Consider the following 18,387-nt stretch of genomic DNA (forward strand, 5'->3'; position numbering starts at 1 on the left):
ATGAGCGACGCCAATTTCCGTCCGGCCAGCATGCTGCTGGCCACCATCGGCATCTCCCTGGCGACCTTCATGCAGGTGCTCGACACCACCATCGCCAACGTCGCGCTGCCGACCATCTCCGGCAACCTGGGCGTCAGTTCGGAGCAGGGCACCTGGGTGATCACTTCGTTCGCCGTATGCAACGCCATCGCCTTGCCGCTGACCGGCTGGCTGGCTCGGCGCTTCGGCGAGGTTAAACTGTTCCTCGCCGCGGTGGTGCTGTTCGTGATCACCTCGTTCCTGTGCGGCATCGCCCGCTCGATGCCCGAGCTGGTGGTGTTCCGTGCCCTGCAGGGGCTGGTCGCCGGGCCGCTGTACCCGATGGCGCAGACATTGCTGCTGGCGATCTTTCCCAGCGCCAAACGGGGCATGGCCCTGGCGTTGCTGGCGATGGTCACGGTGGTGGCGCCGATCATCGGGCCGATCGCCGGTGGCTGGATCACTGACAGCTACAGCTGGCCGTGGATCTTCTTCATCAACGTACCGATCGGCATTCTCGCCACCCTGGTGGTATGGGCGCAGATGCGCAACCGCCCGGAAACCACCGAGCATCAGCCCATCGATTACGTCGGGCTGATGCTGTTGGTGCTCGGTGTTGGCGTGCTGCAGGTGGTGCTCGACAAGGGCAACGACCTGGACTGGTTCGAGTCGACCTTCATCCAGATCGGCACCGCCATCTCGGTTGTGTCGCTGGTGGCGCTGGTGATCTGGGAGCTGACCGACCAGCACCCGATCATCAACCTGCGCCTGTTCATGTACCGCAACTTCACCTTCGGCACCCTGGCGCTGGTGCTCGGTTACTCGGGTTTCTTCGGCATCAACCTGCTGCTGCCCCAATGGCTGCAGACCCAGCTGGGCTATACGCCGATCTGGGCCGGTCTGGCAGCGGCACCGATCGGTATCCTGCCGCTGTTCCTGTCACCGCTGGTGGGCAAGTACGCGCACAAGTTCGACCTGCGCCTGCTGGCCGGTGGCTCGTTCCTGGTGATCGGCGCCTCGTGCTTCATGCGCGCCTCGTTCAACACCGAGGTGGACTACCAGCATATTGCCGAGGTACAGGTGTTCATGGGCCTGGGGATCGCGCTGTTCTTCATGCCGACCACCAGCATCCTGCTCTCCAGCCTGCCACCCAAGGACATCGCCGACGGCTCGGGCCTGGCCACCTTCCTGCGTGTGCTGGGCGGCAGCTTCGCTTCGTCGTTGACCACCTGGATCTGGCACCGCCGGGAGATCTACCACCACGCCCAGCTGACCGAGCACGTGACGCCCTACGATCCGGCTAGCCAGCATTATCTGGAACAGCTTGGCGGCGCCTCGCAGTCGGCCTATATGCAGATCGACCGGGTGGTGGAAAGCCAGGCCTACATGCTCTCCACGGTGGACTACTTCACTCTGATGGGCTGGCTGTTCTTCGGCCTGATCCTGATCATCTACCTGGCCAAACCACCGTTCTCGGCCAAAGGCGCGGCAGAGTCTGCCGGCGGGCACTAAGTCTCGGGCGTGTTAACGCGTTGCCGAGAACTGTCAAACCGTGGGGCGATCAGCGCTCCACGCGCTTTTCGTTACTCCTCATCCTCCAGCCACTCCTTGGGCACATCGCGCTTCAGCGCCAGCTGGCACTGCTGGCTTTCCGGGTCGAATACGATTACCGCCTCGCCCTTGTCCAGAGCGCGGCGCACGCGGTCGACGCGCGTTTGCAGCGGTGTTTCGTCACCGTTATCGGTGCCTTCACGCGTTACGAAATCTTCGATCAGGCGGGTGAGGGTATCTGCCTCGATCATGTTGGCGGGGATTAGCACTTTTATCTCCTGAGGCGCTGGTAGCGAACGCATGGATTTTGTTGGACGGCGCAAGCGGTCGTTTGATCACCTTTCAGTTCACCCGCGAGCCGTATGGACGAGCGGGGTGCTGCGCCGACCAACATTGCCGCACAGTCAACGACTTACCGACACCTGCTCGAAACTGCGCTGATCGATTCTGGTGCTGCGGCACATTTTCGAAATTGGTGATTTTTTAGGCTGTTCAAAAGCTGATCAGCGTGCTACAACCTTTCCCATCGAGTGACATAGCCGCTTGAAAACGAAGGGAAAAGTATGACCAAGTCGGAGTTGATCGAAAGAATCGTCACCCATCAAGGGCAGCTTTCAAACAAAGATGTCGAGCTGGCCATCAAGACCATGCTGGAACAGATGTCCCAGGCGTTGGCGACCGGTGACCGCATCGAGATTCGCGGCTTTGGCAGCTTTTCTCTCCATTACCGCGCTCCGCGCGTGGGCCGTAACCCCAAGACTGGCCAGTCGGTACGCCTGGATGGCAAGTTCGTTCCGCACTTCAAGCCGGGCAAGGAATTGCGTGATCGGGTGAACGACGAGGAGGAGTGATTCTCCTGGCTTGTGCTGACTCCTCGTCAGTTGCGCTTTGATCACTCAACGCCACGCGAGTGGCAGTAGCTCGCAATCCTCAGCTTGCAACGGGCTGCGGTGAAGTTTCCGCTTTTCCCTTCAAGTAATTCTTTTAAGCCCCTAAGGCTTCTTTATCTCTACGTAAGAGATGTCGCCCAAAAGCCTCTATCCTCGAGTTTCTGTTATAGGAGCGGGCAGGGCGATCAGTCCATGGTCGCGATTTCTCGAATGGCGCGCAGCTTGCAGCCTGGCCACTAGCCTGCGGGATCAGCTGTAGACTGGCTTGAGCGAAGCGTTCCCCCGTGAGCCAAGCGTAGATTTAGCAAAAACACTCTACATACTGGCGCTTTCTTCAAACCGCCGCGTAGCGCATCATTGCGCCCGTCAAAATAACCTGCCAGACGTTAAAGGATTAACTGATGGAGTACCCGCACATCACCCACCACGGCGCCCAGGACGGCGTGACCGGTTCCTGCCACCAGCTGCATATCACGCAGCACAGCAGTGTTCTCATCGACTGCGGCTTGTTTCAGGGCGCCGACGCCTCGCCACTCGGTGCGCGGGCCGATCACCAGCTTATCGAGTTCCCTCTGGATGGCATTCGCGCCCTGATCGTCACCCATGTGCATGCCGACCATGTAGGGCGCATTCCCTATCTGCTGGCCGCCGGTTTCAAAGGGCCGCTCCTGTGCAGCGAGCCATCGGCCAAGCTGCTCCCCATCGTGCTGGAAGATGCCTTCAAACTTATCTTCAGCCGCGACCAGAAGCAGGTAGAACGCTATCTGAAACATGTGCGCGAGCGAATCATCGCCTTGCCCTACGATCACTGGTTCACCCTGCAGAACGATAAGGGCCTGGAAGCCAAAGTGCGCCTGCAGCGCGCCGCCCATATGCTCGGCTCTGCCTATGTGGAAGTTGATTTGCAGTACAGCCCAGGCCAAACCAGCAAGCGAGTCGTCTTCTCCGGCGACCTTGGCGCACCGGGCGCGCCGATTCTCAAGCCCTGCGTGCCACCGAAACGTGCCGACATATTGGTGCTAGAAAGCACTTACGGCGACCGCCTGCACGAAGACCGCAGCACCCGCCGCCAGCGGCTGGAACAGGTCATCGAGCATGCCCTAGCCAACAACGGCACCGTGCTGATCCCCGCCTTCAGCGTCGGCCGCATCCAGGAACTGCTCTACGAACTGGAAGACATCATCCACAGCAAAAAGCTGGATACTCCAGCCGCTGCGCAAACACCTGTGGGAGCGGGCCACGCCCGCGAAAATCTTGATGCATCAGCCAATGCCCAGCCCGAAATCGACTGGCCACGCCTACCCATAATCCTCGACTCACCCCTGGCCAGCCGCTTCACCCAGGCCTACCGTGAACTCAAAGACCATTGGAATGATGAAGCCCTGGCACGCCTGCAGTCCGGCAGAAGGCCACTGGCGTTCGATCAACTGATCACCATCGACAGCCACGCTGATCACCAGAAAATTCTCAGCTACCTGGTCAGCAGCGCCCGGCCCGCCATCGTCATAGCCGGCAACGGCATGTGCTCCAGCGGCCGCATCGTCAACTACCTGAAAGCCATGTTGGGGGACCCACGGCACGACGTGCTGTTCGTCGGCTACCAGGCCAGAGGGACCCCGGGCCATGCCATCCAGCGCTTCAGCCCGCGCAATGGTTATGTGGAATTTGATGGGCAGCGCTATGAAATTCGGGCAGCAGTACACAGCATTGGTGGGTATTCGGCGCATGCGGATCAGGCGGGGTTGGTCGGTTTTGTCACGGCGATGGAGCAGTGGCCGGGAGAGATTCGGTTGGTGCACGGTGACAAGTCGGCAAAATGTGCTTTGGCTAATGCATTAAGGGAGCGCTATCTTAGCCAAGCGCGGGAGGGGGACGTCATATTGCCTGGAATTACCAATGACGAAGAAGCAGTGAGCTAATCCCCTTGCTATCTCCTCTATACAGAAGCCGCAGAAGTGCGGCTTCTATCGCATCTAGAGCGTGGTGAGCCGGAAGATCGGTTTGCCAACGCCTCTATATAAACACCCATTGCACAGGTTCGACGTTCAATGCTCTCAGCTAACTCCATTCAACCAGTCGTGCTATGTGGCGGGTCAGGCACACGTTTGTGGCCTTTGTCAAGGTCAGGCTTTCCAAAGCAGTTCCTCTGCCTGGTAGGTACGGACAGTTTATTCCAGCACTCCGTCAAGCGACTCATGACTGACGCTGGGGGTAGTGACGCGCGATTATCGCCTTACATCGTGTGCAATGAAGAGCACCGCTTTCTTGCGCAAGAACAGCTCAGAGAACTTGGGGTCGAGAGTGCTACATTTTTGCTTGAGCCGGTGGGGCGCAATACCGCACCAGCACTGACGCTCGCCGCCTTGGCTGCGCGCGATTCGGGAAGCGACCCTGTGCTCGTCGTGACACCGGCAGATCAAGCCATCACCGATGGCGATGCCTTCCGCGTGGCGATGGGCCAAGCGGTTGAAGCAGCGATCGAGGGGAACATCGTGATCCTCGGCATTACCCCTGACCGGCCGGAAACAGGTTACGGCTATATCAAAGTAGCCAGCAGCGACCGGGCGATTGCTGCCGTCGAGCGTTTTGTTGAAAAGCCCGATCAGGAAACTGCGCAAGCTTATCTGGACGAAGGCGGCTATTACTGGAACGCTGGCCTATTCGTACTCAAGGCCTCGGTCTGGCTGGCAGCTTTGGAGAGTTTCCGCCCTGACATCCTTTTGGCAAGTGTGAATAGCTGGGAGAGCAAGCGTATCGATGGCGCCTTTGTTCGGCCTGGGAAAGAGGCATTTATGGCCATTCCTGGGGAGTCGGTCGATTACGCCGTCATGGAGAAGTGCCCTGGTAGTGCCTGGCCGATCAAGATGTTGCCTTTGAATGCGGGATGGAGTGACTTGGGCGCTTGGGATGCTGTGTGGAACGTTTTGCCCAAGGATGACGATGGCAATGCCCTCCAAGGTGATGTGCTGATAACTGAGAGCCGTAATTCGCTGGTACATGCCAGTAGCCGCCTTGTAGCGTTAGCCGGCGTTGAAAACCTCGTGGTGGTTGAGACGGCAGACGCTGTTCTCGTTGCTGATAGAAGCCGGTGCCAGGACGTTAAGCATATTGTGAGCCTGCTCAACCAACAGTCACGCGAAGAGCATGCCCTGCATCGCAAGGTTCACCGCCCTTGGGGCTGGTACGACAGCATTGATGCAGGCGGGCGCTTCAAGGTCAAGCGTATACAGGTCAACCCTAAAGCGAGCCTTAGCCTGCAGAAGCACCATCATCGAGCCGAACATTGGATAGTCGTACACGGTACTGCCGAAATAACCCGGGGTAGTGAAACGCTTTTATTGAGCGAAAATCAGAGCACCTATATCCCTCTGGGCGAAGTTCATCGCCTCTCTAATCCGGGTAATATTCCATTGGAAATTATCGAAGTGCAATCCGGCAGTTACCTGGGCGAAGACGATATCGTGCGCTTTGACGACCAATATGGCAGAAGCCATTGACATTGAAGTCAGGCCCATTGACCGCCAAGCGCTGTGTACGGTTTGTTATAAAAGTAGCTTTTAGCTACTCGGTATAGAAAGATGCGACAAGATATGTCAGTGGTAAAATTATCGAATTCCAAAGTTTTCTCCTGCAGCCGTGAACAGACATTGCTTGAAGCGGCTCGTGCGCAGGGCCTATTGTTAGAACATGGTTGTCGCACAGGCCGCTGCGGGATATGCAAAGCGAGGGTGATAAGTGGCGCTACCTCTGTGCTCATTGATGAGGCGTCACTGGATCAAGAAGATCTTAGCAATAATATGATTCTGACCTGCTGCCGAACTGCGGTGACGGACGTTGAGCTTGATATAGAAGACTTGAGCGAGCTGGCCGGTTATTCAGTCAAGACATTACCCTGCCGTATAGATGCGCTGCAAATGTTGTCTTCAAATGTCATTGAGGTGACGCTGAGATTGCCGCCTGGAAATTTTCTGCAGTATTTGCCAGGCCAATATATCGATATCATAAAAGGCAGCTTACGGCGTAGTTATTCGATCGCTAATGCTCCGCAGGGCGACGGCAAGATCATAATGCAAATAAGAAAGGTTGCAGACGGTGAAATGAGTCGATATTGGTTTGAGGAAGCCAAGGTGAATGACCTTCTGCGACTGGAGGGCGCGCTTGGCACTTTCTTTTTGAGGAAAACTAATGCCTCTGAACTGATATTTTTGGCAACCGGAACGGGCATCGCACCTATCAACGCAATGCTTCAGCAACTTGCCTCGGAGGTAAGTCTGAATACCTACAGCGCCATACATGTTTATTGGGGCGGGCGGCACGAGAGTGATATCTATTTCCCGCTAGATTTTTCCATGCTAGATATCAACTTTGTTCCCGTCCTCTCTCGCTCAGCAAGCAGTACTGTTGCTAATGGCTACGTTCAGGATGTTGTCATTGCAGCAGGTATAGATTTAAGAAAGTCGATTGTCTACGCATGCGGCTCTGAAAAGATGATTGAGTCCGCACGTGAAAAGTTTATCGCTTCAGGCCTTGAACCTAGGAATTTCCGATCTGACGCATTCGTCAGTTCTAACTAATTGTAATTGTGGGGTAAAAATGAAAGCTGTAATACTTGCAGGCGGCTTGGGTACCCGGCTCAGCGAAGAAACCAGCGTGCGGCCCAAGCCAATGGTCGAGATCGGAGGTAAACCGATTCTTTGGCATATTATGAAAATGTATGCTTCGCATGGGGTTAACGATTTTGTTATTTGTTGCGGTTACAAGGGCTACATAATAAAAGAGTATTTTGCAAATTATTTTTTGCATATGTCCGACGTTACCTTCGACATGCGCGAAAATAGAATGGAAGTTCATAATAAGCGCGCTGAGCCGTGGAATGTCACTTTGGTCGATACCGGTGAGCAGTCCATGACCGGCGGGCGCTTGCGCCGTGTGGCGGATTATGTGAAGAGCGAAGAAGCATTTTGCTTCACCTATGGTGACGGTGTCGGCGATATCGATATTGCCGCTAGCATTCGTTTTCATAAGGAGCATGGTAAGGCCGCCACACTTACGGCAACGTACCCGCCTGGCCGTTTTGGTGCCTTGGATATTCAAAACAAGCAAGTGGTGAACTTCAAGGAAAAACCCAAAGGCGACGGCGCCATGATCAATGGTGGTTTCTTTGTTCTTGCGCCGGAAGTACTGAATTATTTGGCCGACGACTCCACTATCTGGGAGCAGGAACCTTTGATGGAGTTGGCACAGGATGGCCAGCTGATGGCATATGAGCATCATGGCTTTTGGCAGCCAATGGACACGCTGCGCGATAAATTCCTGCTGGAAGAACTATGGGAAAGTGGTAAAGCCCCCTGGAAAACGTGGGATTGATGATTATGGTCGCTTCAGTTAGTCCAGCGTTCTGGCAGGGAAAAAAAGTATTCTTGACTGGGCATACAGGATTCAAAGGCAGCTGGCTCTCACTCTGGTTGCAAAGTATGGGGGCAATAGTAAGGGGGTTTGCATTACTGCCACCCACTCAGCCAGCCTTATTCGAGCAGGCACGCGTAGCGGAAGGTATGGAATCTATCGTTGGCGATGTCCGTGATATGCAGGCCATCACCAGTGCAATGGTATCGTTTAATCCCGATGTGCTCATTCATATGGCAGCTCAACCCTTGGTGCGGTTGTCGTACCGCGAGCCTGTTGCAACTTATGCCACAAACGTCATGGGCACGGTACATGTGCTGGAAGCTGCGCGGCAATGTGTCAACCTGAAGGCCATAGTCAACGTCACAACTGACAAGTGCTATGAAAACCGTGAGTGGGTATGGGGCTACCGTGAAAACGAGCCAATGGGTGGGCACGATCCCTACAGCAACAGCAAAGGGTGCTCCGAACTTGTAACCGCTGCATATCGAAGTTCTTTTTTCAGTGCTCCGGATAATGCCGCCTTGGCGTCCGCTCGGGCAGGGAACGTGATCGGTGGCGGAGATTGGGCTGAAGATCGCCTGATACCCGATATCCTGCGTGCGTTTGAAAAGAGACAGCCAGTGACAATCCGTAACCCACTGGCAACCCGCCCATGGCAGCATGTGCTGGAACCATTGAGTGGCTACCTCATCCTGGCAGAAAGGCTTTATACAAAAGGTCAGGCCTATGCTGATGGCTGGAATTTTGGGCCGAGAGATGAAGATGTACAGCCGGTAACCTGGATACTCAATCACATGACTGAGCGTTGGGGAACAGGAGCTTGTTGGCAGCTGGACACTAATCTCCAACCTCATGAAGCACAATTGTTAAAGCTTGATATCAGCAAGGCAGCAACAAAGCTCGAATGGCAGCCTCGCTGGTCACTTGCACACGCGCTTGACTGCATAGTCGATTGGCATCAAGCCTGGCTGCGAGGCGAGGATATGCGCCAGAAAACACTACAGCAGATTCACTACTACGGGCTCCGCTGAGCCCGGCATAAACCTGACCCAAAATACGATTGAATAATAGAGAAGCGAATATGACTCCCGAAGTACTCCGCCAGGAAATAAGTAAGCTAGTACAGCAGTATGCTGACACTGCGCTGGCAACCAAGAATTTCGTACCAGGTGAGACTGTAATACCTCCATCCGGCAAGGTCATTGGTGTTCGTGAGCTGCAATTGATGGTTGAAGCTTCTTTGGATGGTTGGCTGACGACGGGCCGGTTTAACGCTGAGTTTGAGAAGAAGCTGGCTGAATTCATTGGTGTGAAGTATCTGATCACCGTGAATTCCGGGTCTTCTGCCAATCTGGTCGCCTTCAGTACGCTTACTTCCCCAAAACTGGGCGAGCGTGCGATAAGGAAGGGCGATGAAGTAATAGGTGTTGCAGCCGGATTCCCGACTACGGTTAACCCCATTGTGCAGTTCGGCGCCATACCGGTATTTGTGGATGTCGACATGCAGACCCACAATATCAATGCTGATCTGATCGAAGCCGCCATTACACCCAAGACCAAAGCGATCATGCTCGCGCACACCTTGGGGAATCCGTTCAACTTGGCCAAAGTGAAAGCCTTGTGTGAGAAATATAAACTTTGGCTAGTAGAAGACTGCTGTGACGCGCTTGGCGCAACCTACGACGGAAAAATGGTAGGTACCTGGGGTGATATTGCGACCCTGAGCTTTTATCCCGCGCACCATATCACCATGGGGGAAGGCGGGGCAGTATTTACCAATGACCCCACTTTGAAAGTTATTGCCGAGTCTTTTCGTGACTGGGGGCGCGATTGTTATTGTGCTCCGGGTTGCGATGACACGTGTGGTAATCGTTTCGGGCAGAAGTTCGGAAGCCTCCCCCAAGGTTACGACCACAAATATGTATACGCCCACTTGGGCTATAACCTGAAAATTACTGACATGCAGGCTGCCTGCGGCCTGGCGCAACTAGAGCGTGCGCCTGAATTCATTACTGCCCGTAAGCGTAATTACAAACTGTTGAAAGAGCGCTTGGCCAGTTTGGCTGAGTTTCTCGAGGTGGCCGAGGCTACTCCCAACAGCGAGCCTTCCTGGTTTGGATTTCCAATTACGCTGAAGGAAAGCAGCGGCGTGCAGCGTGTAGATTTGTTGAAGTATCTGGATCAGCACAAAATTGGCACTCGGTTGCTCTTCGCAGGTAACCTGACACGCCAACCATATTTCCAGAACATTGAGTACCGGGTGGTGGGAGACTTGACCAACACAGACCGGACCATGAATCAGACGTTCTGGCTGGGTGTGCAGCCCTCATTGGGCCAAGAGCATTTTGAATTTGTGGCTGAAAAACTTGAAGAATTCTTCGGGCTGAGTTTCTGATGCAACATGTACTACTGACTGGCGCGACCGGCTTTTTAGGTAGTCACCTGCTAGAGGCCTTGGTTTCGCAAGGGTATAAGGTGACTATCCTTAAGAGATCAACCTCCGATACTTGGCGCATCGAAGGGCTTTTAGGAAGCGTTAGTAGCTATGATGTTGATCAAATCAGCATTGAAGATATTTTCAAAGTTGAAAGAATTGATACGGTTATTCATACAGCATGTAGTTATGGCCGAAGTGGTGAGGCGGCATCTGAGATTGTAGAGTCAAATCTAATGTTCGGTCTGCGGCTGCTTGATTCGGCAGTTAAATACGGTGTTGGGGTTTTCATTAACACTGATACATTGTTGCCAAAAGATCTGAATTCGTATTCTTTATCCAAAAAACATTTCAGTGAGTGGGTTCAACATCGAAGCAAAGAGATAAGCGTTGTCAATCTTAAGGTCGAACATATGTATGGACCTAAAGACGATGAAAAAAAATTCTTACCATGGCTAATAAAGCAGCTTAGAGACAACGTAGACCGGGTTCCGCTTACAGAGGGTAATCAGTTAAGAGACTTTATCTATATAGATGATGTAGTGGGTGCATATCTTTTAATCCTTAAAATTGCAACGTTGCTTCCGGCATATTCTGAGTTCGACGTAGCGACGGGTCTGCTGATGCCTGTTCGTGAGTTTGTCGAAGCCGTATATAGAATGTATAAGACACAGCAGCCAAGAAATAATTCGCAGTTAGGGTTTGGTGATATTCCTATGCGCTCGGGGGAATCGCTATCTATATGCGTAAATAATCACGAACTTATTAAGTTGGGCTGGAAGATTGATTTTACAGTCGAGCAAGGGCTGAAAGTAATTTTTAAGGAAAATAAATGAAATATTTAATCACTGGTGGCTGTGGTTTTCTTGGTTCAAACATTTCCAGTGAATTGCTTGGGACAGGCCAAGAATTAGTCATCTTCGACAGTTTATACAGGCATGGTAGTTATCAGAATCTTGAATGGCTTAAATTACAAGGAAGTTTTGAGTTTGCTCACGGTGATATCAGGAGTGCTAATGATATTGAGAGGGTAATAAAGAATTATAAGCCAGATGTGATTTACCACTTGGCTGGTCAAGTTGCTATGACAACTTCGATTGCAGACCCACGGATGGATTTTGAAGTGAATGCAGTCGGTAGCTTTAATTTGTTAAATGCGGTTCGGCTGTACTCCCCCGAAACTGCAGTGATTTATTCTTCTACAAATAAGGTCTATGGAGACCTTGAACAATTCAATTATGAGGAGACAGCTACTCGTTACGAGTGTGTCGAAAAGCCCTTTGGATTTGGTGAGGATGTAAACTTAGACTTTCATTCGCCTTACGGCACGTCCAAAGGATGTGCTGATCAATATATGCTGGATTTTGCAAGAATATATGGTTTGAAAACGGCTGTTTTCCGTCATTCTTCAATGTTTGGTGGTAGGCAATTTGCGACTGCTGATCAAGGCTGGCTGGGATGGTTTGTCCAGAAAGCTGTCGAAATTAAAACAGGAACAGCCAAGGAGGTTTTCACTGTCTCCGGCAGTGGCAAGCAGGTTCGTGATCTGCTTTATGCCTCAGATTGCGTTTCTTTATATTTAGAAGCTGCGAAAAAAATAGAGTCCATTAAAGGTGAGGTATTCAATATAGGTGGTGGGCTTGAAAATTCCTCATCTTTGTTAGAGCTATTTCATTTCTTAGAAGGCGAGTTAAATATTAAGATGGCTTTTCATAAGATTCCACCTAGAGAAAGTGATCAGCGTGTATTTATTGCTGATATAGGCAAGGTAAGAAATGCAATCAACTGGTCGCCACTTGTCAATAAGGCAGAAGGCATAAGGAAAATGATTGAGTGGGTTTCAAAAAGTTGAGCGACTCAAATAGCAGAGGCAAGAGTTATTTTAAACAGCTTAAGGGGGCTTTTTTCTATAAAATAGGTGCCGTAGCTTCAAGTTTTTTAGCCGTGCCTATTATGCTTAGGTATTTAGGTGCAGAGCAGTTCGGAGTGTGGTCGACTATGCTCACACTTCTTTCTTGGATAATGATATTTGATCTTGGAATTGGCAGTGGATTAAAAAATAAGATTGCTCAGAGCGTTGCGATAGGTGATGTTAAGGCGGCGGCAGGTTATATTTCAACTGCTTACATCCTCATCGGTTGTTTCTCGGTGATTATGTTTGTTCTTTTTATCGCACTTAGTTTTTGGCTTCCTTGGCAGGCAATATTTAATACGAGAATTTTTTCAGAAAGTCATTTGAGGCTTTTGGTTATATGTCTATCGTTTTTTGTTTTTCTAAATTTTTGGCTAGGATTGGTAAATCAAATATACCACGGGTTGCAAAGATCCTCCATGGTGGTATTAGGTCAATTAATATCAAATTTTTTTGCTTTAATAGTAGTTGTTTTTTTATATAAATTTTCTAATTCCTCCATTTTATTTATGGTCTTTTCGCATGGTGGTGCGTTATTTTTTTCTAATTTACTGCTTACGCGATTTATTTTTAGCGCGAAGCGTCAGTTAATACCCTCTGTTAGAAAGTTTGATTTTTATAAGGTTAAACCGTTATTGGCATTAAGTTTAAAGTTTTTCGTTATTCAGGTATCAGTTTTATTAATTTTCATGACGGATAAAATTTTAATTACGCAGCTCTTAGGTCCGCAGTATGTAATGCCATATGATGTTTTGTTTAAATTGTTCAGTGTTTTTACTGTGGTTCATGGGTTAATACTTGCGCCACTTTGGCCTGCTTGTGCTGATGCATATCAAAAGAACGATCTAGATTGGATTGCGCGTAGCATTAATTATCAGTTAAAGTTTTATTTTTTAATAGTTGTTGGTGTTGTCGTTTTTGCAGGTTTGGGTCCTTGGATTGTTAAAGTATGGATAGGAGAAGAGTTTTCTGTTGATCGGTCTCTTTATTTTATCTTTGCTGTTTTTATAATTGTTTCTATATGGAATAATATTTTTGGTGTTGTTCTGGGTGCTATTAATAAAGTTAGGCTAGGTGCGATACATACGTTTTTGTCTGCACTGATTAATGTTCCGCTTTCTATCTTTCTTGTGAGATTTTTTGACCTTGGAATTGCTGGTGTGCTTTGTTCTACAATTATTTCAATATTGTTAAGTTCGTTAATAAGTCCCGTTCAGGTATGGTATTTTATAATTTATAGGCAAAAAAATATTTTGGGTGAGAGGATATTTTCATGAAGAAGTATAAGCTAGCAGTAGTTATCCCTACGATTGATAGAGTTAAATACCTGAAGGGGGTTGTGAATGAGCTGCTGCCTTTGCTAGTTGATGACATCATAGAGTTATGTATTTCTGCTAATAAATGCTCGGACACCACTCATTCATTTTTGAAGTCGTTGGAAGATGAAGAATACTGCGGTCTTAAAGTCAAGTATCACGATGCACTGTTGACTATAGATCAAAATATGCTTTGCGCGATTGGGTTGTCTGACGCGGAATATATATTCCCTCTGGGGGATGATGACTTTATCAGTCGAGAGTCTGTTTTAGCTATATTAGAGTTAGTGTCCCGCTCTAGATATGATTTGATTTTATTAAATGGCTTTCATGCTGATGATGGTTTAAGAGTGGTTAGAGGGCACTTGCCGTCAGAACTTCTGGGGAGGAGTTTCGATTGTCCGGCCGCGGCGTTCTCTCATGTTTGGAGTTTCATGCCGTTTGGCTCTTTTGTTTTTTTTGCTGAAAACTTTAATTTTGATTTTTCTGCACGCTATATGGGAACTAGTCATGCGTATACTGGGGTGATATGGGATTCCTTGGCAAGGAAGTGCGAGCAAGGCTTTAAGGTTAGTGTCTTTTGTATGCCTGATAAGACCGTGTTGCTAAGAGGGGCTGAAAAAACATGGGCTTCAAGTAAGACTTTAATTTTATATCATGAGATACCGTTGTGGTTTAATTTGGTTTTGTCAAATAAGATCTATTGGAATGTGGCGAGTCAATGCTTGTCTCTATACCAAAGAAGAATTACTTCTTTTAAGTTTGTCTTTTCTATTTATTGTTATTCAAATGATTATCTTTTATTGAGGACTCTGCCGTTGTTGGATGTTTGTTTTATTGATAGATTGTTTCTTCGGGTTTTATTTTTTGTTCCGAGAGGTTGGCTTTTTAAGCTTTCTAATCTCCTTAAAAATAAAAAGGTTTGAGTAATGTCTTTGTTGGTGTCAATTCTAGTTCCGGTATTCAATCGTGAGACAATAATAGCCGAAACTCTTAGAGCTGCGCTTTGTCAGACTTATGCTTTTGTAGAGGTCGTTGTTGTTGATAATGCGAGCACGGATAATACCTGGGAGATTATTCAAGAGTTCGCAAGAAATGATGTTCGTATAAAAGCTTTTCGGAATAAATCTAATCTTGGGCCTGTCAGGAATTGGCTGCGTTGTATCGAGGAAGCAACTGGGGAGTATGGAAAAATTCTTTGGTCTGACGATCTAATCTCCCCGGAGTTTTTGGAGGAGTGTATGGCGTTAATGGATGAAAATACAGGGTTCGTATACTCTGGTGTAAAAATCTTCACTGATAGTCCAAGTGACGGTCGAGCGGTTTATTCGATAGGTCAGACAGGGCACTACCCGAGTTTGAAATACTTAAGGTTGGCTCTATTAGACCGTGATGTGCCAGTTTCTCCTGGATGTGCAATATTCAGAATGTCTGATATTAGAAATAACTTATTGCTAAATATCGAAAATAAAGTTGGAAGCGACTTTTCGATGCATGCAATTGGGAATGACTTGCTTTTGTTTCTGCTGACAGCAAACAAATACCCTCTTTTTGGTTTTGTAAATAAACCACTTGCTTTCTTTCGTTCGCACCTTGGTTCAATTACCGTTTCCTCAACCGATGGAAAGATACCGCTTCACTATGCACTTGTTAGGGCTTATTATGTGGAGCGTTATTGCAAAGATTTGATGGGGGAAGTTGTTTTTAGTGTTTGGTCTTTGCTGAGGAAATACCCTGACCACAGAAAATATGGGTTTAGTAGTGTCCAGGACTTTTTTAGTTCTAACATCAGTTTAAACCTTCGTACTGTTCTGATTCCTGTGTTAAAGAGAGGAGTTCGTCTCCCATGGCGGATAATAAGAAAAATATTCCGAAGTCTTGGGTTTGGTAGGCAGTGATTTTAACGGCTTTTATGTGCGATTTTTTACACCCAACTAAAATTATACAATGTGACAGGTTTATAGTGAAAAAAGCACTCATCACCGGTGTTACTGGTCAGGATGGTTCCTACCTCGCTGAACTTCTGTTGCAAAAAGGTTACCAGGTTCACGGTATCAAACGTCGTGCTTCCTTTTTCAATACCCAGCGGGTTGACCATATCTATCAAGATCCCCATGTCGAACATCAAAACTTCGTTTTACATTATGGTGACTTGACCGATTCGTCCAACATCACCCGTATTCTGCAAGAGGTTCAGCCGGACGAGGTCTACAATCTGGGCGCGCAATCTCACGTAGCCGTCAGCTTCGAGTCTCCGGAGTACACCGCCGACGTTGATGCCATGGGTACCTTGCGCATTTTGGAGGCAATCCGTCTCTTAGGACTGGAGAAAAAAACTCGCTTTTACCAAGCCTCTACCTCTGAGTTGTATGGGCTGGTTCAAGAAACGCCTCAAAAGGAGACGACACCGTTTTATCCCCGCTCTCCTTATGCCGTAGCCAAGCTATATGCTTACTGGATTACCGTGAATTATCGCGAGGCATACGGTATGTATGCTTGTAACGGCATCCTTTTCAATCATGAGTCTCCACGTCGCGGTGAGACCTTCGTGACGCGTAAGATCACCCGAGGCCTGGCGAATATTGCCCAGGGGCTGGAAAAGTGCCTTTACATGGGAAACATGGATGCGTTACGTGATTGGGGGCATGCGAAGGATTACGTCCGTATGCAGTGGATGATGCTGCAGCAGGAACAACCGGAAGATTTTGTGATTGCAACCGGTGTTCAGTATTCCGTGCGGCAGTTCATCATGTGGTCTGCTGCAGAGCTCGGCATCACGCTGCGTTTCGAGGGGCAAGGGGTTGATGAGATTGCCTTGATCGAGGCTGTCGAGGGTAATAAGGCACCCGCCCTCAGCGTGGGTGACGTGGTAGTGCGTATTGATCCCCGGTATTTCCGTCCAGCGGAGGTAGAAACCTTATTGGGTGATCCTGCCAAAGCCAAGCAGAAGCTAGGCTGGGTACCCGAAATAACCGCGCAGGAGATGTGTGCCGAGATGGTGCACGAGGATTTGAAGGTTGCTCAACGTCACGCCTTGCTCAAGCAATACGGCCATGATGTGCCCGTGTCTGTGGAGAACTGAGTGTGGTGCGGGATCTCAACCAAGTAATCTTCGTTGCTGGCCATCGCGGCATGGTCGGCTCTGCGATTGTGCGTCGCCTGAAGGCGTTAGGCTACCAGCGTGTTTTGACTGCTCCACGCGAAGAGCTGAATTTGCTCGATCAGGCAGCGGTACAGCGTTTCTTTTGTGCTAACCGCATCGATCAAGTCTACCTGGCAGCTGCTCGTGTCGGCGGTATACACGCCAATAACACCTATCCAGCTGATTTCATCTATGAAAATCTGATGATTGAGGCGAATGTCATTCAGTCTGCGCATATCAATGGTGTGCAGAAGCTGCTGTTCTTGGGATCATCCTGCATATACCCCAAGTATGCCGAACAACCGATGGCGGAGCAGGCCTTATTGACTGGTCCGCTGGAGTCGACAAATGAATCTTACGCAATTGCCAAAATTGCAGGTGTCAAGTTGTGTGAAAGTTATAATCGTCAGTATGGTTGCGACTATCGAAGCGTAATGTCGACCAATCTGTACGGTCCGGGTGATAACTATCACCCGGAAAACAGCCATGTGCTTCCTGCACTTATTCGCCGTTTCCATGACGCTAAGTTGAAGGGCGACGCCGAGGTCATGGTATGGGGCAGTAGAGCACCCCGCCGGGAGTTTCTTTATGTTGATGATATGGCTGCAGCCAGCGTGCATGTCATGAATCTCTCTCCGGATCATTGGAAAGCGGTCGTAACTCCAATGTGCTCGCATATAAACGTAGGGAGCGATAGGGATTACAGTATTTTCGAGGTTGCTAAGCTAGTCGCTCAGACTGTTGGATATTGTGGAGATTTGTTCTTCGACGTGAACAAACCTGACGGGGTACCTCGCAAGCTCATGAGCAGTGCAAAGCTGACAGCATTAGGCTGGAAGCCGGAGGTTACCTTGGATTCAGGCTTAAGATATGCCTACGAGGCTTTCTCGGAGGCTCGCCATGCCTGACTTAAAGCCCACACTTAGTGTCGTTACTGCTACTTATAATGCCGCCGAAGTATTGCCGCAGCTGTTGGCCTCGCTGCGTGCTCAAACTGATTCGGATTTTGAGTGGGTAGTAATGGATGCGATGTCGACAGATGGTACAGTCGAACTGCTTGAGCAGGTCACGGATGTACGCTTGGTTTATCGGTCAGAACCTGATTTTGGTATTTATGATGCGTTAAATAAAGCAGTGAAGCTTTGCTCGGGTGATTACTATTTGGTAATTGGTGCAGATGACATTCTAGCTCCCGATGCGATTGCGAGTTATAAGTTTTGGGCTGCCGAAAGCAATGCCGATATTATTACTGCTGCTGTATCGATTGGTGCTGCCTCAAGGGGACGCCCAGCTGGCCAGTCCTGGTTGAGAGGGCAGATGGCTTTCGTCACGGCTCATGCAGTCGGGTCGATATATAAAAAGTTGCTTCATGAGCGGCCCGGCGTAGGTTTTTACTCTCGGGCTTATCCTATTGCCGCAGATCAGCTTTTCATATTGCGAGCAGTAAAGCATGGCGCGAGCGTGTATGTAGCCGAGTTTTACGCAGGCAAATTTGGTGATGACGGAGTCAGCTCTAATGACCTGTTAGGTGCGATGACCGAGTTTTTTCGCATTCAAATGCAATTTGAGTGGCGACCGGCACAAATTTTATTATTTATGCTGCGGTTACTGAAGAATACCCCTCGACTCATTCGTAGGCAGTGATTTATGCGGAGTGCGAGTCTTTCATCGTTTGTTGATCGTGACAGTTTGATTGCGGTGAGTTAGGGAGTATG

At 49.5% G+C, this 18,387-nt stretch carries 17 protein-coding genes; 16 read left to right on the forward strand and 1 reads right to left on the reverse strand.

Going from position 1 to position 18,387, the window contains the following annotated elements; all coding sequences use genetic code 11:
* On the forward strand, positions 1-1,530 hold the full coding sequence (locus tag PVA39_RS11550) for a DHA2 family efflux MFS transporter permease subunit (protein ID WP_274124163.1): 1,530 nt from the start codon (positions 1-3) through the stop codon (positions 1,528-1,530).
* A 71-nt stretch (positions 1,531-1,601) separates the two neighbouring features.
* On the opposite strand, the gene PVA39_RS11555 is transcribed toward PVA39_RS11550, so the two are convergent.
* Positions 1,602-1,871 carry a YheU family protein gene (locus PVA39_RS11555; RefSeq protein WP_443200956.1) on the reverse strand — a complete coding sequence of 90 codons (270 nt, stop codon included), beginning with the start codon at positions 1,869-1,871 and terminating at the stop codon, positions 1,602-1,604.
* 261 nt (positions 1,872-2,132) lie between these two features.
* Here PVA39_RS11555 and ihfB point away from each other — a divergent pair, with 261 nt between their 5' ends.
* The 15 genes from ihfB to PVA39_RS11630 all read left to right on the forward strand — a co-directional run bounded on the left by ihfB (position 2,133) and on the right by PVA39_RS11630 (position 18,316).
* Complete coding sequence (gene ihfB / locus PVA39_RS11560) at positions 2,133-2,420, forward strand: integration host factor subunit beta (protein ID WP_013791075.1); 288 nt, start codon at positions 2,133-2,135, stop codon at positions 2,418-2,420.
* Positions 2,421-2,860: 440 nt separating this feature from the next.
* On the forward strand, positions 2,861-4,378 hold the full coding sequence (locus PVA39_RS11565) for an MBL fold metallo-hydrolase (RefSeq protein WP_274124165.1): 1,518 nt from the start codon (positions 2,861-2,863) through the stop codon (positions 4,376-4,378).
* Between the two features lie 147 nt (positions 4,379-4,525).
* On the forward strand, positions 4,526-5,956 hold the full coding sequence (locus PVA39_RS11570) for a mannose-1-phosphate guanylyltransferase/mannose-6-phosphate isomerase (RefSeq protein WP_274124285.1): 1,431 nt from the start codon (positions 4,526-4,528) through the stop codon (positions 5,954-5,956).
* A 93-nt stretch (positions 5,957-6,049) separates the two neighbouring features.
* Positions 6,050-7,033, forward strand: a complete 984-nt coding sequence (locus tag PVA39_RS11575) for an FAD-binding oxidoreductase (RefSeq protein ID WP_274124166.1) — start codon at positions 6,050-6,052, stop codon at positions 7,031-7,033.
* A gap of 19 nt (positions 7,034-7,052) precedes the next feature.
* Positions 7,053-7,826 (forward strand): glucose-1-phosphate cytidylyltransferase, encoded by a 774-nt coding sequence (gene rfbF, locus PVA39_RS11580; RefSeq protein ID WP_274124167.1) that lies wholly within the window; start codon positions 7,053-7,055, stop codon positions 7,824-7,826.
* A 5-nt stretch (positions 7,827-7,831) separates the two neighbouring features.
* Positions 7,832-8,899: a CDP-glucose 4,6-dehydratase gene (gene rfbG, locus PVA39_RS11585; RefSeq protein ID WP_274124286.1), complete on the forward strand. Its 1,068-nt coding sequence runs from the start codon at positions 7,832-7,834 to the stop codon at positions 8,897-8,899.
* 50 nt (positions 8,900-8,949) lie between these two features.
* Complete coding sequence (gene rfbH, locus PVA39_RS11590) at positions 8,950-10,263, forward strand: lipopolysaccharide biosynthesis protein RfbH (protein ID WP_274124168.1); 1,314 nt, start codon at positions 8,950-8,952, stop codon at positions 10,261-10,263.
* Complete coding sequence (locus PVA39_RS11595) at positions 10,263-11,138, forward strand: NAD-dependent epimerase/dehydratase family protein (RefSeq protein WP_274124169.1); 876 nt, start codon at positions 10,263-10,265, stop codon at positions 11,136-11,138. Before rfbH ends, PVA39_RS11595 begins: the two co-directional genes overlap by 1 nt.
* Entirely contained in the window at positions 11,135-12,154 is a 1,020-nt protein-coding gene (locus PVA39_RS11600) for a GDP-mannose 4,6-dehydratase (protein ID WP_274124170.1), read from the forward strand. The genes PVA39_RS11595 and PVA39_RS11600 overlap by 4 nt, the downstream gene beginning before the upstream one ends.
* A complete protein-coding gene (locus PVA39_RS11605; protein ID WP_274124171.1) occupies positions 12,136-13,491 on the forward strand; it encodes an oligosaccharide flippase family protein in 1,356 nt (451 codons plus the stop codon). Before PVA39_RS11600 ends, PVA39_RS11605 begins: the two co-directional genes overlap by 19 nt.
* A complete protein-coding gene (locus tag PVA39_RS11610; protein ID WP_274124172.1) occupies positions 13,488-14,456 on the forward strand; it encodes a glycosyltransferase in 969 nt (322 codons plus the stop codon). Before PVA39_RS11605 ends, PVA39_RS11610 begins: the two co-directional genes overlap by 4 nt.
* Positions 14,457-14,459: 3 nt before the next feature.
* Positions 14,460-15,428 (forward strand): glycosyltransferase family 2 protein, encoded by a 969-nt coding sequence (locus tag PVA39_RS11615; RefSeq protein ID WP_274124173.1) that lies wholly within the window; start codon positions 14,460-14,462, stop codon positions 15,426-15,428.
* A gap of 14 nt (positions 15,429-15,442) precedes the next feature.
* A complete protein-coding gene (gmd, locus tag PVA39_RS11620) occupies positions 15,443-16,612 on the forward strand; it encodes a GDP-mannose 4,6-dehydratase (RefSeq protein WP_274124287.1) in 1,170 nt (389 codons plus the stop codon).
* Between the two features lie 2 nt (positions 16,613-16,614).
* Positions 16,615-17,580, forward strand: a complete 966-nt coding sequence (locus PVA39_RS11625; RefSeq protein WP_274124174.1) for a GDP-L-fucose synthase family protein — start codon at positions 16,615-16,617, stop codon at positions 17,578-17,580.
* Entirely contained in the window at positions 17,573-18,316 is a 744-nt protein-coding gene (locus PVA39_RS11630; protein ID WP_274124175.1) for a glycosyltransferase, read from the forward strand. The genes PVA39_RS11625 and PVA39_RS11630 overlap by 8 nt, the downstream gene beginning before the upstream one ends.
* Positions 18,317-18,387: the final 71 nt, after the last annotated feature.

Origin of the sequence: Pseudomonas sp. CNPSo 3701, from assembly GCF_028674975.1 — a bacterium.
Classification (GTDB): Bacteria; Pseudomonadota; Gammaproteobacteria; order Pseudomonadales; family Pseudomonadaceae; genus Aquipseudomonas; species Aquipseudomonas straminea.

Coding starts and splice junctions, on each gene's coding strand:
- rfbH (WP_274124168.1), top strand. CDS start 8,950: ATGACTCCCGAAGTACTCCGCCAGGAAATAAGTAAGCTAGTACAGCAG.
- PVA39_RS11610 (WP_274124172.1), top strand. CDS start 13,488: ATGAAGAAGTATAAGCTAGCAGTAGTTATCCCTACGATTGATAGAGTT.
- PVA39_RS11565 (WP_274124165.1), top strand. CDS start 2,861: ATGGAGTACCCGCACATCACCCACCACGGCGCCCAGGACGGCGTGACC.
- PVA39_RS11575 (WP_274124166.1), top strand. CDS start 6,050: ATGTCAGTGGTAAAATTATCGAATTCCAAAGTTTTCTCCTGCAGCCGT.
- rfbG (WP_274124286.1), top strand. CDS start 7,832: ATGGTCGCTTCAGTTAGTCCAGCGTTCTGGCAGGGAAAAAAAGTATTC.
- PVA39_RS11595 (WP_274124169.1), top strand. CDS start 10,263: ATGCAACATGTACTACTGACTGGCGCGACCGGCTTTTTAGGTAGTCAC.
- PVA39_RS11600 (WP_274124170.1), top strand. CDS start 11,135: ATGAAATATTTAATCACTGGTGGCTGTGGTTTTCTTGGTTCAAACATT.
- PVA39_RS11550 (WP_274124163.1), top strand. CDS start 1: ATGAGCGACGCCAATTTCCGTCCGGCCAGCATGCTGCTGGCCACCATC.
- PVA39_RS11630 (WP_274124175.1), top strand. CDS start 17,573: ATGCCTGACTTAAAGCCCACACTTAGTGTCGTTACTGCTACTTATAAT.
- gmd (WP_274124287.1), top strand. CDS start 15,443: ATGTGCGATTTTTTACACCCAACTAAAATTATACAATGTGACAGGTTT.
- PVA39_RS11615 (WP_274124173.1), top strand. CDS start 14,460: ATGTCTTTGTTGGTGTCAATTCTAGTTCCGGTATTCAATCGTGAGACA.
- ihfB (WP_013791075.1), top strand. CDS start 2,133: ATGACCAAGTCGGAGTTGATCGAAAGAATCGTCACCCATCAAGGGCAG.
- rfbF (WP_274124167.1), top strand. CDS start 7,053: ATGAAAGCTGTAATACTTGCAGGCGGCTTGGGTACCCGGCTCAGCGAA.
- PVA39_RS11555 (WP_443200956.1), bottom strand. CDS start 1,871: ATGCGTTCGCTACCAGCGCCTCAGGAGATAAAAGTGCTAATCCCCGCC.